The organism is Pelomicrobium sp. G1, assembly GCF_051905455.1.
Lineage (GTDB): Bacteria > Pseudomonadota > Gammaproteobacteria > Burkholderiales > UBA6910 > Pelomicrobium.
This window is the reverse complement of record NZ_JBQACR010000004.1, coordinates 41,417-59,572: the sequence shown is the minus strand read 5'-3', so window position 1 is coordinate 59,572 and position 18,156 is coordinate 41,417. Positions and strand designations below refer to the sequence as shown.

At 67.9% G+C, this 18,156-nt stretch carries 18 protein-coding genes; 16 read left to right on the top strand and 2 right to left on the bottom strand.

Translation table 11 applies throughout. The features are described 5' to 3' along the window. Positions 1 to 127 precede the first annotated feature (127 nt). Both ACTFO6_RS05610 and ACTFO6_RS05605 read left to right on the top strand, forming a co-directional pair. Positions 128 to 928, top strand: a complete 801-nt coding sequence (locus ACTFO6_RS05610; protein WP_439933620.1) for an ABC transporter permease — start codon at positions 128 to 130, stop codon at positions 926 to 928. Beyond that, entirely contained in the window at positions 925 to 2,019 is a 1,095-nt protein-coding gene (locus tag ACTFO6_RS05605) for an ABC transporter substrate-binding protein (RefSeq protein WP_439933472.1), read from the top strand. The genes ACTFO6_RS05610 and ACTFO6_RS05605 overlap by 4 nt, the downstream gene beginning before the upstream one ends. Here ACTFO6_RS05605 and ACTFO6_RS05600 read toward each other — a convergent pair. Beyond that, complete coding sequence (locus ACTFO6_RS05600; protein WP_439933471.1) at positions 2,006 to 2,968, bottom strand: acetyltransferase; 963 nt, start codon at positions 2,966 to 2,968, stop codon at positions 2,006 to 2,008. The two genes, ACTFO6_RS05605 and ACTFO6_RS05600, sit on opposite strands and share 14 nt — an antisense overlap. A 22-nt stretch (positions 2,969 to 2,990) precedes the next feature. On the opposite strand from ACTFO6_RS05600, the gene ACTFO6_RS05595 reads away from it, so the two are divergent. Further along, the gene (locus tag ACTFO6_RS05595; RefSeq protein ID WP_439933470.1) at positions 2,991 to 4,124 is read left to right on the top strand and encodes a VanZ family protein; all 1,134 of its coding nucleotides are present in this window, start codon (positions 2,991 to 2,993) and stop codon (positions 4,122 to 4,124) included. On the opposite strand, the gene ACTFO6_RS05590 is transcribed toward ACTFO6_RS05595, so the two are convergent. Further along, positions 4,054 to 5,670 (bottom strand): nitroreductase, encoded by a 1,617-nt coding sequence (locus ACTFO6_RS05590; RefSeq protein WP_439933469.1) that lies wholly within the window; start codon positions 5,668 to 5,670, stop codon positions 4,054 to 4,056. The two genes, ACTFO6_RS05595 and ACTFO6_RS05590, sit on opposite strands and share 71 nt — an antisense overlap. Positions 5,671 to 5,800: 130 nt before the next feature. Here ACTFO6_RS05590 and ACTFO6_RS05585 point away from each other — a divergent pair, with 130 nt between their 5' ends. From ACTFO6_RS05585 to sorT, 13 genes are all read left to right on the top strand, one after another. Beyond that, positions 5,801 to 6,109, top strand: a complete 309-nt coding sequence (locus ACTFO6_RS05585) for a (2Fe-2S) ferredoxin domain-containing protein (RefSeq protein ID WP_439933468.1) — start codon at positions 5,801 to 5,803, stop codon at positions 6,107 to 6,109. A 36-nt stretch (positions 6,110 to 6,145) separates the two neighbouring features. Continuing rightward, complete coding sequence (locus ACTFO6_RS05580; RefSeq protein ID WP_439933467.1) at positions 6,146 to 6,754, top strand: alpha/beta hydrolase; 609 nt, start codon at positions 6,146 to 6,148, stop codon at positions 6,752 to 6,754. Continuing rightward, positions 6,742 to 7,653, top strand: coding sequence for an ATP-binding cassette domain-containing protein (locus tag ACTFO6_RS05575; protein WP_439933466.1), 912 nt, complete (start codon positions 6,742 to 6,744; stop codon positions 7,651 to 7,653). The genes ACTFO6_RS05580 and ACTFO6_RS05575 overlap by 13 nt, the downstream gene beginning before the upstream one ends. Positions 7,654 to 7,728: 75 nt before the next feature. Beyond that, a complete protein-coding gene (locus ACTFO6_RS05570) occupies positions 7,729 to 8,499 on the top strand; it encodes an ABC transporter permease (RefSeq protein ID WP_439933619.1) in 771 nt (256 codons plus the stop codon). Between the two features lie 34 nt (positions 8,500 to 8,533). Further along, positions 8,534 to 11,035 (top strand): molybdopterin cofactor-binding domain-containing protein, encoded by a 2,502-nt coding sequence (locus ACTFO6_RS05565; RefSeq protein ID WP_439933465.1) that lies wholly within the window; start codon positions 8,534 to 8,536, stop codon positions 11,033 to 11,035. A gap of 36 nt (positions 11,036 to 11,071) precedes the next feature. Further along, a complete protein-coding gene (gene hemJ, locus ACTFO6_RS05560) occupies positions 11,072 to 11,485 on the top strand; it encodes a protoporphyrinogen oxidase HemJ (protein ID WP_439933464.1) in 414 nt (137 codons plus the stop codon). A gap of 238 nt (positions 11,486 to 11,723) precedes the next feature. Further along, entirely contained in the window at positions 11,724 to 12,149 is a 426-nt protein-coding gene (locus ACTFO6_RS05555) for a nuclear transport factor 2 family protein (RefSeq protein ID WP_439933463.1), read from the top strand. Between the two features lie 91 nt (positions 12,150 to 12,240). Beyond that, positions 12,241 to 12,711, top strand: a complete 471-nt coding sequence (gene copM / locus ACTFO6_RS05550; RefSeq protein ID WP_439933462.1) for a CopM family metallochaperone — start codon at positions 12,241 to 12,243, stop codon at positions 12,709 to 12,711. Between the two features lie 13 nt (positions 12,712 to 12,724). Further along, a complete protein-coding gene (locus ACTFO6_RS05545) occupies positions 12,725 to 14,110 on the top strand; it encodes a hypothetical protein (RefSeq protein ID WP_439933461.1) in 1,386 nt (461 codons plus the stop codon). Between the two features lie 345 nt (positions 14,111 to 14,455). Continuing rightward, positions 14,456 to 15,235 (top strand): dienelactone hydrolase family protein, encoded by a 780-nt coding sequence (locus tag ACTFO6_RS05540; RefSeq protein WP_439933460.1) that lies wholly within the window; start codon positions 14,456 to 14,458, stop codon positions 15,233 to 15,235. A gap of 368 nt (positions 15,236 to 15,603) precedes the next feature. Further along, complete coding sequence (locus ACTFO6_RS05535; protein ID WP_439933459.1) at positions 15,604 to 16,182, top strand: RNA polymerase sigma factor; 579 nt, start codon at positions 15,604 to 15,606, stop codon at positions 16,180 to 16,182. Between the two features lie 27 nt (positions 16,183 to 16,209). After that, on the top strand, positions 16,210 to 16,806 hold the full coding sequence (locus ACTFO6_RS05530) for a hypothetical protein (RefSeq protein WP_439933458.1): 597 nt from the start codon (positions 16,210 to 16,212) through the stop codon (positions 16,804 to 16,806). Positions 16,807 to 16,856: 50 nt separating this feature from the next. After that, positions 16,857 to 18,083, top strand: a complete 1,227-nt coding sequence (gene sorT / locus ACTFO6_RS05525; protein WP_439933457.1) for a SorT family sulfite dehydrogenase catalytic subunit — start codon at positions 16,857 to 16,859, stop codon at positions 18,081 to 18,083. Positions 18,084 to 18,156: the final 73 nt, after the last annotated feature.

Sequence of the window (18,156 nt, the reverse complement as noted above, 5' to 3'; positions counted from 1 at the left end):
AGTGCTGGCCATCGCCATGCTCTTCTGGAGTTGCTTCGCCGGCGAGGCGCGCTACGCGCTCTTCGCCGCCGGCTGCCTCCTGCTTGGTGCCGCCGCGGCCTTGGGCTGGTTCGGCGAGCGGCGCCGCATGCCCGATTTCTGGCTCTGGTACGCGAGCCTTCTCGCCTACGCCTTCCTCTACGTCCCACTCATCATCGTCGTCACCTTCTCCTTCAACGACTCCAAGCTCAACGCGGAGTGGGTGGGCTTCACCCTAGACTGGTACCGGCGGCTCATCAACAACGCCGACATGCTGACGGCAGCCCGCAACTCGGTGCTGATCGCCCTGACCGCCGCCGGCATCGCCACGGTGCTCGGCACCATGGCCGGCATCGCCATGCACCGCTACCGCTCGCGGTTCCTGCCCTTCCTGGTGTTCACGCCGGTCGCCATGCCGGAGATCCTGCTGGGGGTGTCGCTCCTCATCTACTTCTTGAACTCCCTGAAGCCGCTCCTGTCGGCGGTGGGAGTGGAGTTCGACCTGGGGCTCGTCACCGTGATCGTCGCCCACATCACCTTTTGCATCGGCTTCGTCGCCATCATCGTGCGCGCGCGCCTAGCGGGCATGGACGAGAGCATCTTCGAGGCGGCCCGGGACCTGGGGGCGAGCCCGTGGCAAACCTTCCGCCTGGTGACCCTGCCCTTGATCCTGCCGGGGATCATCGCCGGGGCGCTCATGGCATTCACCCTCTCCATCGACGATTTCGTGATCACCTTTTTCACCTCCGGCGTAGGTACCAAAACGCTGCCCCTGGAGATCTACACCATGATCAAGGTGGCCGTGACCCCCGAGGTGAACGCAGTGTCGGCCCTGATGATGCTGATCACCCTGGCCATGATCGTCATCGCCGGGCGCGTGGCTCCGGACGTGCTGAGGGCCAAGGCGTGAAGCGGGGCCGCCGGCGGGCGCTGCAGGCGCTCTTTGCCGCGGCGGGGCTTGCCCTTTCGCCCGGGATTCGTCCCGCCCGGGCTCAGCAGCCGGTGCTGCGCCTGTTCAACTGGAACAACTACATCACCGAGGAGTCGGTCCGCGCCTTCGAGTCCCGGTGCGGCTGCCGCCTGGCCCAGGACTATTACGCCGACAACGAGGAGATGCTGGCCAAGCTCGCCGCCGGCGCCACGGGCTACGATCTCCTGGTGCCCACGGGCAACGCGGTGGAGGCGCTCATCAAGTCCGACCAGCTTCGCCCCCTGGACAAGTCGAAGATCCCCAACCTGGTCAACGTCAAGCCCCAGTTCCTAGACCCCTGGTTCGATCCCGGCAACCGATACTCGGTGCCCTACATGTACACGTTGACCATCGTCGGGTACAACAACCAGAGAATGCAGGCGCTGGAGCTGCCCACCGACACCTGGGCCCTCATCTTCGACCCGAAGCACCTGCGCAAGATCAAAGGCAAGGTCACGGTGCTGGACAGCCAGCGGGAGTTGTTCGCCGCCGCCTTGATCTACCTCGGCTACGACGCCAACGAGAGCGACGAGAAGAAGCTCAAGGAAGCCCGTGACCTCATCATCGAGGCCAAGCCCTACTGGGCGGCGTTCAACGCCGGCAGCTATTTCAAGGAGCTCGCCATCGGCAACGTCTGGGTCGCCCACGGCTACTCCAACGATTTCTACACGGCCCAGCAGGACGCCCGGGCGGCCGGGCGGCCTTTCACCATCGGCTATTCCACGCCGAAGGAGGGGGCGGTTTTCGCCCTGGACAACCTGGTGATCCACAAAACCGGCCAGCGTCCCGACCTGGCCCACCTGTTCATCAACTTCTGGTTGGAAGGGGAGGCTTCGGCCGCCATCACCAACGAGATCGGCGCCGGCAACCCCAACATGAGGGCGATGCAGTTCATCAAGCCGGAGATCGCGGCAAACCGCGACCTGTTCCCGGACGCGGAGCAGTTCAAGCGGCTCCGCGACCTGCGGGACTACGACCGCAAGACCCGCCGGTTGCTCAACCGGCTGTGGGTAGAGGTCAAGGTCCGCTGAAGGCTTCCTGGAACTTGCGCGCGAAAGCCTGCACCATCTCCGCCGGCAGCCCGTTGATGCCGCCGGCCGCCGGGCGCCCGCCGCCGGAGGGAAACTGCCGGCACAGGGCTTCGGCTCCCGCGGGGCGGGCGACCGGGGCGCGCACGCTCACTGTGTAGCCGCCGGCGACCGAGGGAACCAGCACCGCGTGGGCCCGCGCCGGGTGGGCGCGGGCCAGGCGATTGGCGAAGGCGCCGGAGACGCGCCGCGCCCACGCCGCGTCGGGCAGCAGGTAGATCGTCCCTGCCGCAGTCTCCTCCAGAGGCTCCAGCGCCTGCGCCCGCGCTATGTCATCGGCATAGCCGCGGCGCAGCCGCTCGAACGCCGGCTCCCGGGCGATGAACTGGAATGGATCGGCATAGCGGCTCAGGCGCCGGTAAAGCTCGGCGGGGTGGAAGTACAGGTCCTCCACCGTCTCCCCGTAGGCGTTGTAGTTGAGGGCCTCCCCCAGCTCCCGCAGCTTCTCGAGCCCTTCCTCCGAAAGCCCCAGGGGAAGCGCGACCCGGCGGGCGGAATCGAACAGGTTGTCGCCGAAGGCCGCCACCACCGCCCAGGCTCGATGGCGGCCGTGGAGGTAACGGTCCACCAGCAGGCTGGTGCACAGGTCCGGCGCCGGGTCGATGTGGGCTTCCAGGTGGGGGTGGCGGGGAATTTCCTCCGCGTAGTGGTGATCGAAATAGAGGCACCTGGCGCCGGCTTCGAGCGCGTGGGCGAGGGCATCGCGGTTTTCCGCGAGAGAGATGTCCAGCACCGTGAGCACGTCGCCGGGCGCAGGCGCAACGCGCTGGAGCAGCCGCACGTCGCGCTTGACACCGGTCACCAGCACGGCCTCGCACGGTTCCACGAGCCGGAGCTGGTGCAGGGCGCAGAGGCCGTCGGCGTCGCCGTTGAAGATGTCGTAGAATGCCACCGTTTTCGCCTTCCGCTCAGCCATGCGCGAGCCTTCCGATGAAGCCCCGACGCCAGCGCTTCGCCCTTTCCGGCTGAGCCTCTACGCCGCCCTAGCATATACACTGCTCATCGCCTATGCCAGCCTGACGCCCTTCGCCGGCTGGCAGGCGCCGGGGCGGCCCCTGCTGGAGTTCGTGCTCGCCTCGTGGCCCCGCTACGTGACCCGGGGCGACGTGCTGATCAACATGGCCGCGTACCTTCCCTTCGGCTTCCTGGTCATCGTGTCGCTTCCCCGGCGATGGCCCAAGTCCGTGGCCATGGCCGTCACCTGCCTGCTGGGGGTGGGCTTGAGCTTCTTCATGGAATTCGGGCAGCAGTTCGTGCCCGGCCGCATCGCCTCCAACCTGGATCTGCTCACCAACGGGGCCGGGTCCTTGCTAGGCGCGGCGCTCGCCGTGCCCCTGCTCCGGCGGCCGGCAACCCTCTCCACCCTGACGGGCGTGCGCGACTACTGGTTCCACACCGGCCGCGCCGCCGACGCGGGGCTGGTGCTCCTGGCGCTGTTCTTTTTCGCCCAGGCGAACCCTTCCCTGCCCTGGATGGCGAGCCGGGTGTTCGAAGCCGCCGTGCCCCTGGAACCCGCCCCCGTGCAAGGGTTTTCCTTCACCCAGCTCGGCCTTTCCATGACCAACGCCCTGGCCCTCTCCATGCTGATCTCCCTGCTCACGCCGAGGCCGCGCCCGCGCTTCTGGCTGTGTACCCTGGCGCTGGTGGCCATCGCCCTGGGCAAGCTCCTCGCGGCCCACCTGCTGCTCAAGCCCGAGGCGGTGCTGCAATGGCTAAGCGTGGAAGCGGGCCTGGGAACCGCCTACGGGCTCGCCTTCGCCGGCCTGGTGCTGCGCCTGGGGCGCGTCCCCCGGGCCTGGGTGGGAATGGCAGGGGCCGCCGCCAGCCTGGTCTTCGCCTACGCCTTCGAGCACGCCGCCACCCCTTCGGCGGTGCTGCGCCTGTTCGACTGGCGCTACGGGCATCTGCTCAACTTCAACGGCATCACCCGCTTCGTGGCGGAGTTGTGGCCAGTGCTGGCGCTGGGCTATTTCGCCCTCACCGGCCCAGGTGCGCGTAGGGCGGAAGGGTCTGCAGCCGCGGGTCCTCCACGGGTCCGCCGGCGGTAAAGTGGTAAAGCGACTGGAACGAGCGATCCTCGATCCCGAGAAGCCGGTGCATCGCGTCGTCGAAGAAGCAGCCGATGCCGGTGCCCCGGATGCCCGCCGCTTCCGCCTCCAGGTACAGGATCTGGCCGAGCAGCCCCGTCTCCCAGTAGAGTTCCCGGTACACCCAGGGTCCCGCGGCGAGGGCCGCCTCGAACTCGGCCAGGAAACCCAGGGTGAAGCAGGAATCGGCCGCGATGTCCTGGTGGCAAGAGACGAGGCGGGCCGCGTCCCGGGCATCCCCTTCGGCGAGCAGGTACAAGGGCAGGTGGGCCGGCACCCCTTCGACCCGCCGCCACGCCCAATCGCCCCGCAGCGCCCCGCGCAGCCGCGGGCCCGCCTCCAGATCCCGCACCAGGGCGTAGAGGCCCGGCGCCACCCCCTCCACCCGGTGGACGAAGAGCATGGGATGGACCCGCGGCCGCCAGGGCCAGGCGTCCAGGGGCGGCACGCAGGGGCGCGGAAGCAGGGCATCCAGCAAGGCGAACCAGCGGGCCGCGGAAAGGGAAGTCACGCCGTCGAAGTCCACCGCGCTGCGCCGCTGGCGGATGAGCCGGGCTGCCGGAAGCCCGCAGCCAGTAGGCGTCAACGGTGGCAGCGGTGCCGGAACCCAGGACGGCGGTTCCAGCCCGGCGGGCCGGCGGGTTGCCCGCTCCACTTCGTCGATCCCCCGCCAGTGGACGTGTTCGGGGCTCAGCCGGTTGGGGCGCCCGGCGAAGCGCAGACCGTCCAACGGCATCTCGATGCCCCCGGCCGGCAGGAGGCCCGGGCCGATCCAGAGCAGCGCATCGGGAAACTCGGGCTCCGCCTCGCCCCAGGGGCCGGCGAGCCCCAGCAGCGCGCGCAGCGCTTCGTCTCCCACCCCGGGCGCGAGCCGCGCGGCCCATCCCAGGGAAGCGGCCGCGTAGGCGAATGCGCCGAGGGCATGGCCGCCATCGTGCTGGCAGTAGCGCCAGGCGCGCACGCCGTATTTCCACGCTTCGCGCCAGTGGATGCTCGTTATGGCCACCAGCACGCCGCCCGCAAGGGCCCGATCCCACCGCTGCGTCTCTCCGGGGATCCCGCGGCGTTCGAGGACGTGGTCCCGGCTTACGTAGTGGTACACGCCCCGGGGAAGCCCGGGCAGCTCGCCGCAGACTAGGTAGCCTTCCGTGGGATGGAGGTTGCCGCTGGAGGGATTGCAGCGCAGGGCCCAGCGGCTCGGGCCGTAGCGCTTCCAGGCGGAGAGCCCCAGGGAGAGCTCGAACAGGAGGGCGATGGATTCCCGATCGAGGGGATGGGGAGCAGGTCGATCGCCCCTTCGCACCGCTTCGAAGGGCGTCGGCAGCCGGTCGGCGGCCAGGGGCAGGGCCAGCCGTTCCGCGCCGGTATAAGTGCGGAAGGGATCCGGCTGGTTGGCCCAGTCGAGACCTCCCGGGCCGGGGGCGTACCGGTCCAGGTGGTGCTTGCTCGCCTCGTGGTAGCGGAGCACCACGGGGAGGGGATTCGCCAGAGCCGATTCCGGCTTCATCGACGCCGTCTCTCCTCCGCCGGCAACGGGTTCAGGCGTTCGCGGGGGCCGCGCAATCCCGCGCGCCGGGAGGGGGATCGCCAACTGGTATAATTTCGCATTCGCATCCTTTCCGTCCTCTCCCGCCATCGTGAGCTATTACAAGTACCACGTCTTCTTCTGCTGCAACCAGCGGCAGGCAGGGGAGGCGTGCTGCAACAACCACGGCGCCCAGACGATGCGAGCCTACGCCAAGGAGCAGGTCAAGGCGCTCAAGCTCGCCGGTCCCGGGAAAGTGCGCATCAACCAGGCGGGCTGCCTGGACCGGTGCAGCGAGGGGCCCGTGCTGGTGGTCTATCCCGAGGGGATCTGGTACACCTACGTGGACCAGGACGACATCGACGAAATCATCCGGGAGCACCTGGTGCATGGGCGCGTCGTGGAGCGGCTGCGCATCTGAGCCCAGGCCTTCTGCGCTCGCGCACCATCGCTAGCCATGCAGCGCCCTTCGCCCGCCATGCTGATCCCCGGCCCCGCGGGCCCCATTGAAGCGGCCCTGGCCGATCCCGGCCCGTCCCGCAGGGGCATCGCCGTCATCGCCCACCCCCATCCCCTCTACGGCGGGACCATGGACAACAAAGTGGTCACCACCCTGGCCCGGGCGTTCGAGGGGGAGGGCTTCGCCGCCGTGCGCTTCAACTTCCGGGGCGTGGGACAGAGCGCCGGCGCCTTCGACGAAGGCGAGGGGGAGACCGACGACGCGGTGGCGGTGGCGAAGTGGGCCCTCGCTGCCTTGGGCCAAAGCCCCCTGTGGCTCGCCGGCTTCTCCTTCGGCGCCGCCATCCAGGCCCGGGCCGCGGAGCGGCTCCAGCCCGCCCGCCTAGTGCTGGTCGCGCCGGCGGTGACCCGCGTAGCGACGCCCAGCGTGCCGGAGGACGCCCTGGTCATCCACGGCGAGCGCGACGACGTGGTGCCCCTGGGCGAGGTCATGGACTGGGCGCGCCCCCAGGGGCTGCCGGTGCTGGTCATTCCCGGGGGCGAGCACTTTTTTCACGGGCGCCTGCCCCTGCTCAGGCGCCTGGTCGCCGCCGCATGCAGGTCCTGACCGCTCGGGGGCTGCGCAAGTTCTACGGGACCCGCGAGGTGGTGCGCGGCGTGGACCTGGCGGTCCAGCGCGGCCAATGCTTCGGTCTCCTGGGCCCCAACGGCGCGGGCAAGACCACCACCCTGCGGCTGTGCCTTGGGCTCACCGACCCCGACGGCGGCGAGATCCACCTGCTGGGAGAGCCGGTGCCCCAGCGGGCCCGGGAAGCCCGCACGCGGGTGGGGGTGGTGCCCCAGTTCGACAACCTGGACCCAGATTTCACCGTGGCCGAGAACCTGCTGGTGTTCGGGCGCTATTTCGGTCTGGATGACGAAACGGTGGCGCGGCGCGTTCCCGAGCTGCTGGCCTTCGCCGGGCTCGAGGGCCGGGCCGACACCCGCATCCAGACCCTTTCGGGGGGCATGCGCCGACGCCTCACCCTGGCCCGGGCCCTGGTGAATGATCCCGACCTCCTGTTCCTAGACGAGCCCACCACCGGGCTCGATCCCCAGGCGCGGCACCTGATTTGGGAGCGCCTCAAGCAGTTACTCGCCCTCGGCAAGACCATCGTGCTCACCACCCACTTCATGGACGAGGCCGAGCGGCTGTGCGACACCCTCTCAGTCATGGACCACGGCCGCATCATCGCCCATGGCTCGCCCCGGGCCCTGATCCGGCACCATATCGAGCGGGAGGTGGTGGAGGTGTACGGCGAGGGCGTGCAGGCCTGGGCGCGGGAGCAGGCGAAGGGGCTGTGCCGGCGAGTGGAGGTCGCCGGGGAGACCGCCTTCTGCTATTGTGACGGTGCCCAGCCCATCATCGCCGACCTGGAGGGCCGGCCGGGACTTCGCTATCTCCACCGGCCCGCCAACCTGGAAGACGTGTTCCTGAAGCTCACCGGGCGGGACATCCGCGATTGACTTTCTACTAAGAGAAACCCCGTGAGCGCCCAGTTTCCCGCCGCCCGCCCGTTCAACGGCTTCAACCCCAAGCACCTGCAGCCGCCCCGGCTGTCGCTACGCTTCGTGCCCGTATGGCGGCGCAATTTCCTGGTGTGGCGCAAGCTCGCCATCCCCTCCATGCTGGGCAACCTGGCCGATCCCATGCTCTACATGCTCGCCCTGGGCTTCGGTCTGGGAAGCCTGCTTCCCACCGTGGAGGGCGTCTCCTACATCACCTTCCTCGCCGCCGGCACCGTATGCTACGGCACCATGAACAGCGCCACTTTCGAAGCGCTCTACTCCGGCTTCTCCCGCATGCACGTGCAGCGCACCTGGGACGCGATCCTGAACGCCCCCATCACCCTGGACGACGTGGTGACGGCGGAGGCGGTGTGGGCTGCCTCCAAGAGCTTCCTCTCCGGGATGGCGATCCTCGCCGTCATCTGGCTCCTGGGGCTTTCCCATTCGCCCCTCACCCTGTGGATCGTTCTCCTCGTCCCTTTGATCGGGCTCACCTTCGCCTGCATGGGGCTCACGATCACGGCCCTGTCCCCGAGCTACGACTTCTTCCTCTACTATTTCACCCTGGTCATCACCCCAATGGTGCTCCTGTGCGGCGTGTTCTTCCCCACCGCCCAGCTTCCCGCGGTCCTGCAGAACGCGGCCCAGGTGCTGCCCCTCACCCACGCCATCGAGCTGGTGCGCCCGCTGGTGGTGGGCCGTGCGCCGGCGGAGCCCCTCCTCCACGTGCTGGTGCTTCTCGCCTACGCGGCTGCCGCTTTCTACCTGGCGCTGGTGCTCACCCGCCGGCGGCTGCTCAAGTGAGCTTTCCTGTGGAAATCATGGGGCGCCCATCCCCATGATCGAGCTCGCCGTCAATGGGGAACGGCGCAGCCTGACCCTTGATTCCCGGACACCGCTCCTTTGGGCGCTGCGGGACGCCCTCGGGCTCAAGGGCACCAAGTACGGCTGCGGCGTGGGCGTCTGCGGCATCTGCGTGGTGTGGCTCGACGGCGCCCCGGCCAAGGCCTGCCAAGTCCCCCTCGCCGAGGCCGCGGGTCGCGCCGTCACCACCCTGGAGGGGCTGGGAAGCGAGCACCCGGTGGTGCGGGCGTGGATCGCCGAACAGGTGCCCCAGTGCGGCTATTGCCAGGGCGGGCAGATCATGACGGCCGCGGCGTTGCTGGCCCGCGACCCCCGGCCGTCGCCCCAGGAAGCGGCGGCGGCCCTGGACGAGGTGTTGTGCCGCTGCGGCACCTACCACCGCATCCGCCGGGCCTTCGCGCGGGCGGCGCAGGGCGACCTGCCCCCCGCCCCCGGGATGACTCCTCCGCCCGCGCCTCCCGGAACGCGGCACTTCGCCCTCAACGATTTCGTGCGCCTGGGCACCGACGGGACGTTCACCGTGGTGGTCAACCATTCGGAGATGGGCCAGGGCGCCCTCACGGGCCTCGCCCTGCTGGTAGCCGAGGAGCTGGGCGTTGCGCCCTCCGCCTTGCGCACCGAGTTCGCTCCGGCGGAGGCCCGGTACAAGAACCCCATGTGGAACGTGCAACTGACGGGCGGCTCCAGCAGTATCCGGGGCGAGTGGGAACGGTTGCGGCGGGCCGGGGCGGAGGCGCGGGAGAAGCTCCTCGCCGCGGCGGCGAAGCGCTGGCGGGTCAATGCCCGGGAATGCCGGCTTTATGACGATGGAATCACCCACGAACCCACGGGCCGAAGCCTCCCCCTCGGCGAGCTGGCGGAAGCCGCGGCGCAAGAACGGCCGCCCGCGCGCATCAGGCTCAAGCCCCCTTCCGCGTTCCGTTTTATCGGCCGCCCGGCGCCCCGGCTGGACATTCCGGACATGGTGGCCGGTCGCACCGTCTACGGCATCGACGTGGAAGTGCCGGGCAGGCTCGTGGCCGTGGTAGCGCGCCCGCCCGAATTCGGCGGGCGGCTGAAGCGGGTGGATCCGTCCCGAGCGCTGGCGGTACCGGGCGTCGTGCGCGTGCTGGAGATCGGCAATGGCGTGGCGGTGGTGGCGGAGACGTTCCTCCAGGCCTTGCAGGGGCGCGAGGCCTTGGACATCGAGTGGGCGCCGGGTCCCCACGGGGCGCTCTCGAACGACGGCATCGAGGCGGCGCTGGAAGAAGCCCTCGCCCGGCCGGGAAAGGTGGTCCTCGCCCGCGGCCGCCCCAAGAGGGTGCTGACCCGGGCCGAGCGGGTGCTGGAGGCCATCTACGCGACCCCGTATCTCGCCCACGGGACGCTGGAGCCGATGAATTGCACCGCTCACGTCCACGGGGACGGCTGCGACGTCTGGGTCGGCACCCAGAGCCAGGAAGACGCCCAGAAGGCCGCGGCGCAGGCGGCGGGACTACCCCGGTCCCGGGTGCGGGTGCACACCGCCTTCCTGGGCGGCGGCTTCGGCCGGCGGCTGGAAACCGACTTCGTCGCAGAAGCCGTAGAGCTTTCGAAGGCGATGGGCACCCCCGTGCAGGTCCTCTGGACCCGGGCCGACGACCTGCGGCACGACGCCTATCGCCCGGCGCACCGGGCCAGGCTGCAAGCGGCCCTGGACCGGAAAGGGTGGCCCGAAGCCCTCTTCGTGCGGGTCGCGGGCCCGGAGCTGGCCCTGGACATGGTGGAGGTGCCCTACGCTATCCCCCACTACCGGGAGGAGCATGCGGAAGTGGCGTCGCCGGTGCCCACCGGCGCGTGGCGGGCCGTGGGGGCGTCGCAAAACGGCTTCGTAGTAGAGGGCTTCATCGACGAGCTGGCCCACGCCGGCGGCCACGACCCGTTCGAATTCCGCCGCACCCTCCTCGCTTCTCACCCGCGCCACCGGGCGGTGCTGGAGCGGGCCGCGGCCCTGGCCGGCTGGGGCACGCCCCTGCCGCCCGGCCGGGGACGGGGCATCGCTACCTACGCTTCCTTCGGCGCCTGGGTCGCCCTGGTGGCGGAAGCGGCGGTAAACGAAGCGGGGAAGATCCAGGTCGAGCGTGTCACGAGCGTGATCGACTGCGGCCTAGCGGTCAACCCGGACAGCGTGCTGGCCCAAGTGGAAGGCGGAATCGCCATGGGCCTTTCGGCGACCCTCAAGGAGGAGGTGCGCATCGAAGGCGGCCGGGTGACCCAGGCCACATTCCGCGACTACCCCATCCTCACGTTTTCGGAAATGCCCGAGCTGGAGGTGGAGATCGCGGAAAGCCGCGAGCCGCCGGGTGGGGTGGGCGAGCCGGCGGTGCCAGTCGTGGCGCCCGCGGTGGCCAACGCGGTGTTCGCGGCCACCGGTCTACGGCTGCGGCGGTTGCCGTTGCGGCTGCCGGGGGGGCGGCCTTTCGCTCCGGGAGGTTTCAACCCCATGAAATGTGCATAACCAAGACCGTTTCCCGGACAGGGGGGAAGCCGAGCGATGCTCTGGATCAAGGCGTTTCACATCGTCTTCATGGTGACCTGGTTCGCCGGGTTGTTTTATCTGCCGCGGCTTTTCGTCTACCACGCCATGGCGGAGGACCCGGTGAGCCAGGAGCGCTTCCAGGTGATGGAGCGCAAGCTCTATTACGGCATCATGACCCCGGGCGCCGTGCTCACCCTCGCCCTGGGCCTGTGGCTGTGGCTCGGTTACGGCTTTTCCGGCGGATGGCTGCACGCGAAGCTCGCGCTGGTGGCGGTCCTGGTGGGCTACCACCTGTGGTGCGGCAAGCTCTTGCGGGATTTCCGGCAACAGCGCAACACCCGAAGCCACGTCTGGTACCGCTGGTTCAACGAGTTCCCGGTGCTGATCCTCGTCGCGGTGGTGATCCTCGTGGTGGTCAAGCCGTTCTGAACCGCCCCTTCCGGCCCCGCCCGCGTCTCCCACTTTGCCGCCCACCCTCGACCGGCGCCCGGAAGGATCCAAAGGCTTCTCCAGACTACTTGGGGCGGCAAATGACGCCCGCCCCGGTGCACCGGTCGGCGCCCCCTGCCCGTTCGGGAAAAATTTTCAAAACGCGGTGGAATACGCGCCCGGCAATGACTGTTTGCTATTGACGTAACACCCCACAACCCATCAAGGAGTCGACACGATGAAACGGCATGCTTTGGCGGCAAGCTTTCTTTTTCTCACCGGCAGCGCCTTCGCGGGACCCGCGCTGGAGGACGCAAACGTTCACTTCCGGGCCATCGCCTCCGGCGACCTCGCCTTGTTGATGAGAGGCTACGCTGACAACGCCCGGCTCAACTGGGTGGGCGGTCCCCTCGATGGCACCTATGACGGCGTCCAGAGCATCCGCGCCGTATGGGAAAAGTTCACCCAAGCCCAGGGGCCGCTCAAGCTGACCGTCGACAGGGTGGAGGAGTCCGCCAATCCCAAGGGCGCTACCGTCACGGCCAACGTCCAGTTTGATGGCAAGCAGCCGATCAAGGTCCGCTACGTGCTGACCTACCGAGAGGGTCGCCTGGTGAGCGAGACCTGGCAGATCGACCCCAAGCTCTCCCTGGCCGGCTACTGAGCCCCTCAATGTGACTTGTCCAGGAAAGCTCAGGCGGCGCCGGAAGATCGCTCACATCCCATCGACCTCGAGAGCTTTTGAGTCTCGAAAGATGAACGCATCGCCAAGGTTCGATCGTTTCATCCGCCGCCTGGGCCTCCCGGGGGCTGCGCTCGTAACGCTCGCCCTCGCCGCGGTGGGGGCTGCCGCGCAGGAGCGGCACGAACATCCGCCGGGCACAAGCCAGGCGCCGTCCCCGTTCATCGCCAGCACCGCTTTACCGTTCTCCACGCTGGCCGCGCAAGCCTTGGCGATCATGCACGAGGGGATGGCAAAGGCGCCGGTGAACGGCGATCCGGATCACGATTTCGTCACCATGATGATCCCCCACCACCAGGGCGCCATCGACATGGCGAAGGCGCTCCTCCTTTATACCAAGGATCCGGAGCTGCGCAATCTGGCGCTTGCCATCATCACCGAGCAGCAGAACGAGATCCGGCTGATGCAAGGCTGGCTCGCGCGGCACGCTGCGCGGAATCCCGGCGCCGCCCAAGAGACGGAATCCACATCCCAAACTCGCTGAGAAGGAACTCGACATGAAACGACGCTTGCTCGCCCTCGCGCTGGCCTTCGGCAGTTCGGTCGCGCTGGCCGCGCCTTCACCTACCGACCGCGTCTACACCGCCGACCAGAACACCAACACGGTGTCGGTGATCGATCCTTCGTCCAACACGTTGCTGGGCCAGATCCGGCTGGGCAACGCCCGCCCCGACGTGCTCTCGCCGCTCTACAAGGGCGAAATCAACGTGCACGGCCTGGGGTTTTCGCCGGATCACAAGACGCTGATCGCGATTTCCAACGGCTCCAATTCGGTCGCCTTCATCGACACCGCCACCAATCGGGTGAAAGGCATCGCCTACATCGGCCGCTCGCCCCACGAAGGGTTCTTCACCCCCGATGGCAAGGAAGTGTGGGCGGTGGTGCGCGGCGAGAGCCACATTTCCGTGATCGATCCCAACACCTTCAAGGAAGTCGCGCGCATCGAAACGGCGCCCGGGCCGGGCATGGTGCTTTTTCATCCCACCCGCAACCTCGCCTTCGTCGTGCACAGCTTCACCCCCGAGGTCCACGTGATCGACGTGGCCGCCCGCCAGGTGATCAAGCGCATCCCCGTGGCGAGCCCCTTCTCTCCCTTCTTGCAGTTCACCCCTGACTACAAGGAGGTGTGGATGACGCACAAGGACGTGGGCAAGGTGACCCGCATCGACACCGAAACCCTCGAAGTGAAGGGCGTATTCGACACCGGCTTCATCGCCAACCACCTGGGTTTCGCCAAGACCGCGCGCGGCACGCTCGCCTATGTCACCATCGGCGGCGAGAACGCGGTGAAGGTCTACACCACCGATGCCGCGCCGAAGTTGCTGGCCACCATCCCGGTGGGCGCGCTGCCGCACGGCATCTGGCCTTCCGACGATGGCACGCGCATGTACGTGGGGCTGGAAAACGGCGATGCGGTGGACGTGATCGACACCGCCACCGACCGGGTGATCGCTCGCATCCCGGTCGGGCAGGCCCCGCAGGCGCTGGTCTACGTGTCGAACGCCGTGCCCAGCGGCACGGGCACGGCCAACCTCGTCCCGCGCGCCAATGGCGAGCCGATCAACATCCCGCTCAAGGCCGCAAAGGGCGAAGCGCGCGGCTTCGTCGTGGCGCGCAACCTGGGGCTGGTGGACGCCTTGGAAGTGTTCCTCTTCAAACTCAAGCCCCAGACGGTCTACCACGTCTATGTGAGCGGGCAACGGGCGCCGATCGCCAGCTTCAAGACCAATCCCGCCGGCGCGGCCAACGGCACGGTGATCGGACCGCTGCGCGAAGCAGTGGCCACCTTGTCGTCGAAGACCGCCTCTGCTGCCCGGATCCTGGTGGTGGAAGGCGAGGGACCCCCTGCCGAGTCCCCAGCGGTTCTGACCAGCACGCCGTAAGGGATGAAGCGAGCCAGCCTCCTGGGCCCGTGAAACGTAAGGCATTGAAAAAATCCACGATAGACGCTGGGCGCCGTTCGGAAAGGGGAATGATCCGCCAGCCGGGCTTGGAATATTCTCGCCAGGCGGCGCCTCTTATACCGGCGGGGCCACGAATACCGCTTCATGGAATCCATTGGGCGTTGGGATGGGTGCGCTGCGTTGACGCAAGCGTTGCGCTGGTTCGCTCCGCGGGGCCGGCGCACCGCCCTGCGCCGCCCTCCGGCGAGGCCGGGGCATGAGCCCGGGCTTCGGCCCCTTCAGGATCCACACCAGACCAGCACCCACCCCCGAGGAGAAGCCAGGATGGACTACCGCCTCGCGGCGTTTCTCGCGCTGCTGACCCTTTCAATGCCCGGCTACAGCGCGACCGAAAAAGGCTCGATCAAATCCGGTCCCGTAGAAGTGCCGATTGAAATCGCGCGTCCCTCGGGCAAGGGACCGTTTCCGCCGGTACTCTACATCCACGCCAAGCGCGGCTTCGACGACGTGGACCGGGCCCACATGGAGGAGCTGGCGGCCCAGGGATTCTTGGTCCTGGGGCTGGACTGGCAGAGCGGACACTTCATTGAACGCTGGCCCGACCGCCATTATCCGGAGACCGAGCCTGACGTGGAAGCGGCCCTGGACGCGCTGCTCAAGCACCCGGACGCCTGCCCGATTCCCGCCGGTGTGGTGGGAGTGTCCCGCGGCGGGTACTATGCCATCCGCTTGGCGGCAAAACGAGGCAAGGACCTGGCCGCCATCGCCACCTATTACGGCCACTTCCAGAACCCCAACGCGCCGGAAGCGCAGCAGCTGTTCTCCATTGCGCCGGAAGTGCTTTCCCTGACGGTACCCCTGCTGCAGATCATCGGCGACATGGACTTCGAGCTGCGCCGCATCAACAACGGCCGCGCCTTCTACGCCCTGGTGGAGAAAGGCGCCACGGTCGAACTGCAGGTCTACCCCATGGCGCGGCGCGCCTTCGATTTCAGAAACGACGCCACGCCGGAGGAGAAGATCGCCGCCAAGCACGCGCGCGCCAAAGTCAAGCGCTGGCTATACCAGCACATGAAGCTCGGGCCTGATGGACGGTGCCCTTGACTGCCTCGCGTCCCGGCCCCTGAAAGTCCAGAGAAAGAGGGATGATGGCGGCAGCCGGGCGTGGAATATTTTGGGCGGGCGGCGCCTCTATAACGGCGTGGCAAGAAGCAACGCTTGAGTGGATTTCTCTTCCGAATGGGTGCGCTGGAACCGCCGACGCAAGCTTTGAGCCGGCCCGCGCTGGAGGCCGGTTCACCGCTCTGCGCCGTCCGCCGGCGAGGCCGAGGCGTGAGCCTGGGCACGAGCCCCTCAAAGGTCCGCGGCGGCCGGGGGTCTGCCCGCTGGAACACGCCACAGGGGGACGAGAGGGCGCTGCAGTCTCGATTCAACCGATTGAGTCTCAAAGCAAAGGCGGAGATATTCGAGCGATGTTCGGTTCCCGGGAGCGCCTTTATAACAGCTGGGTTCGAGACCACTACCGCTTCCTGTTCCGAAGCGCATGGGCCCTTACCGGGAGCCGCGCGATCGCGGAAGAGGTGGTGCAAGACTGCTTCGAGCTGGCCTGGCGCCACATGGACCAGTTGCGCGACCGGCGGCTCGCCAAGGCCTGGTTGTTCCAAATCCTGCGCCGCGAGGCCCTGCGCTGCCGCGCGGAAAACCACGAACTCTATGACGAGGAACAGGATCAGCGCTCGGATCCGGATAGCGCGGCGGCATTGGAGCAGCGGCTGGACATTCTTCGTGCGCTGCAAAAACTGTCCCCGATCCATCGGGAAGTTCTCACGCTCTTTTACTTCGAGGATATGGCCATCGCAGAGATGGCCGTTGCGCTTGAGGTGGCCCCTGGCACGGTCCTGTCGCGGCTCGACCGCGCCCGCAAGGCCTTGCGTCAGGCGTTGGACGCCTCCGGCGCCAGCGCTCGCACGGCATGCGAGAGCGCGTCCGAAACGGCGGAGATCCTGGCGCTGCGCCGCAGCGGCGCCAACGTGGCCGCTCAGGACAAATGAGCTTTTTCGAACCCCGATTCCAGCACCATGACCGCCGAACACCCCGACCCGTCTGCCCGGCAAGTGCCGTGGACCCGTTTCGACTTCCTCATGGCTGCGTCGCTCAAGGACGCCACCGGCGCGCCTGAAGCCCCCTTGAGCCTGTACAAGCCTGTCCCTTGGCGCCGTACGGCGGCGGCCCTGACCGGTGCCGTGCTCTCGCTGGGCCTCGGTGTGTGGTTTTTCTTCGCCTGGGTTTACCCCCCGCAACTGGTGCGCGAGGCCATGGTCCACGAGCACCGGGAGGCGACGCTGCGCGGCGACTTCCAGAAGAACAAGCTTCCGATGCTGCACGCGATGGGCCTGCGCGAAGGTGCATCGCTGCCGGGGCTCGTCCAGCTGCAGCGCCCTTGCGAGATCGCCGGCAGGAAGGCCTATCACCTCACCACTTTCATCGAGAAGGGCGGAGGCATGGTCACCATCCTCGCCTTCGAGCAGCCCGTCCCCGGTGCCCCTTCGGGACACGGCGTCTGGATGGGGCGATACTGGCGATTTGTGGAAGGCGTGCCGGGCAGGACGATCCTGATGCTGGCCGACAACCCGAAGGTGCTCACCGAGACCGAGCGTTTCTTGAAGAAGGGGTAACCGACCGTTTTCACCCCCCACGACCCACCTGACGACATGAGGAGGAAACGATGAACGAAATCATCAATCTACGCCGCCGCCAATTGCTCGCCGGCAGCGCCGGAACCTTGGCTGCCGGCTTGGCCGGCTCCGCCGTTGGAATCGCCGGCTGGAGTCCCCGGGCGTGGTCCGCCGAGCCGGCGAAGCCCAAACCGCTGCCCGACTACGTCGCCTGGAAGGACGCCCAGAGCCTGATCGTCCACAGCGCGACCACCATCGAGACCAAGCGCAGCGCGTTCGGCACCAGCGTCATCACGCCGGCCGAGCAGCTGTTCATCCGCAACAACCTGCCGGCACCGGATGCGTCCTTCGTCGCCGATCGCAACGGCTGGCAGCTCGCCGTGGAAGGCGTCAAGAACCCGCGCAAGCTGACCGTCGCCGAGCTGAAGACCATGGGCCTGGAGACGGTCGCGATGGTATTGCAATGCTCCGGCAACGGCCGCGGCTTTTTCCCCCATAAGCCGAGCGGCACGCCCTGGACCGTGGGGGCCGCGGGCTGCGTGATCTGGAGCGGGGTGCCCGTGCGAGCGGTCGTAGAGGCCTTGGGGGGCGTCGCCGAGGGGATGCGGTTCATGACCGGCACGGGGGGCGAAAAACTGCCCGAGGGGGTCGATCCGAAAGGCCTGGTGGTGGAACGCTCGGTCCCGCTCAAAGCCATGGAAGACGCCCTGCTCGCCTGGGAGATGAACGGCGAGCCCATTCCGCTCGCCCATGGGGGCCCCTTGCGCCTCATCGTGCCGGGCTACACGGGCGTGAACAACGTCAAGTACATCAAGCGGCTCGCCTTCACGCGGGACGAGACCGAGGCCAAGATCCAGAAAACCGGCTACCGCATCTCCCCCATCGGGGTGAAGAGCGACCCGAGCCACCCCTCGGTGTGGGAGATGAACGTCAAGTCCTGGGTCAATTACCCCAACCCCGACAGCGGCCCAGTGCCCGCCGGCGGGTTGCAGATCCATGGGGTGGCCCTCGGCGGAGTTAACGCCGTCAAGCGCGTGGAAGTGTCGCTGGATGGCGGCAAAACCTGGAAGGAAGCGAAGCTTGTCGGCCCAGATCTAGGGCGGTACGCGTGGCGCCAGTTTGTGTTTCCGGTGAAACTCAAGCCCGGCACCTACACGATCGCAAGCCGCGCCATCGACGTCGAAGGCAACGTGCAGCCCGAGAATCGGCTCGAAAACGATCACGGCTACATCAACAACAGCTGGCGCGACCACGCGGTACAGCTCACCGTTGCCTGAAAGGGCCTCTGCGCAGCGCTCGCGCGCGAGCGCTGCGCTTTTTCCACTCTTTTCTCTTTTTGTGATCCACCCA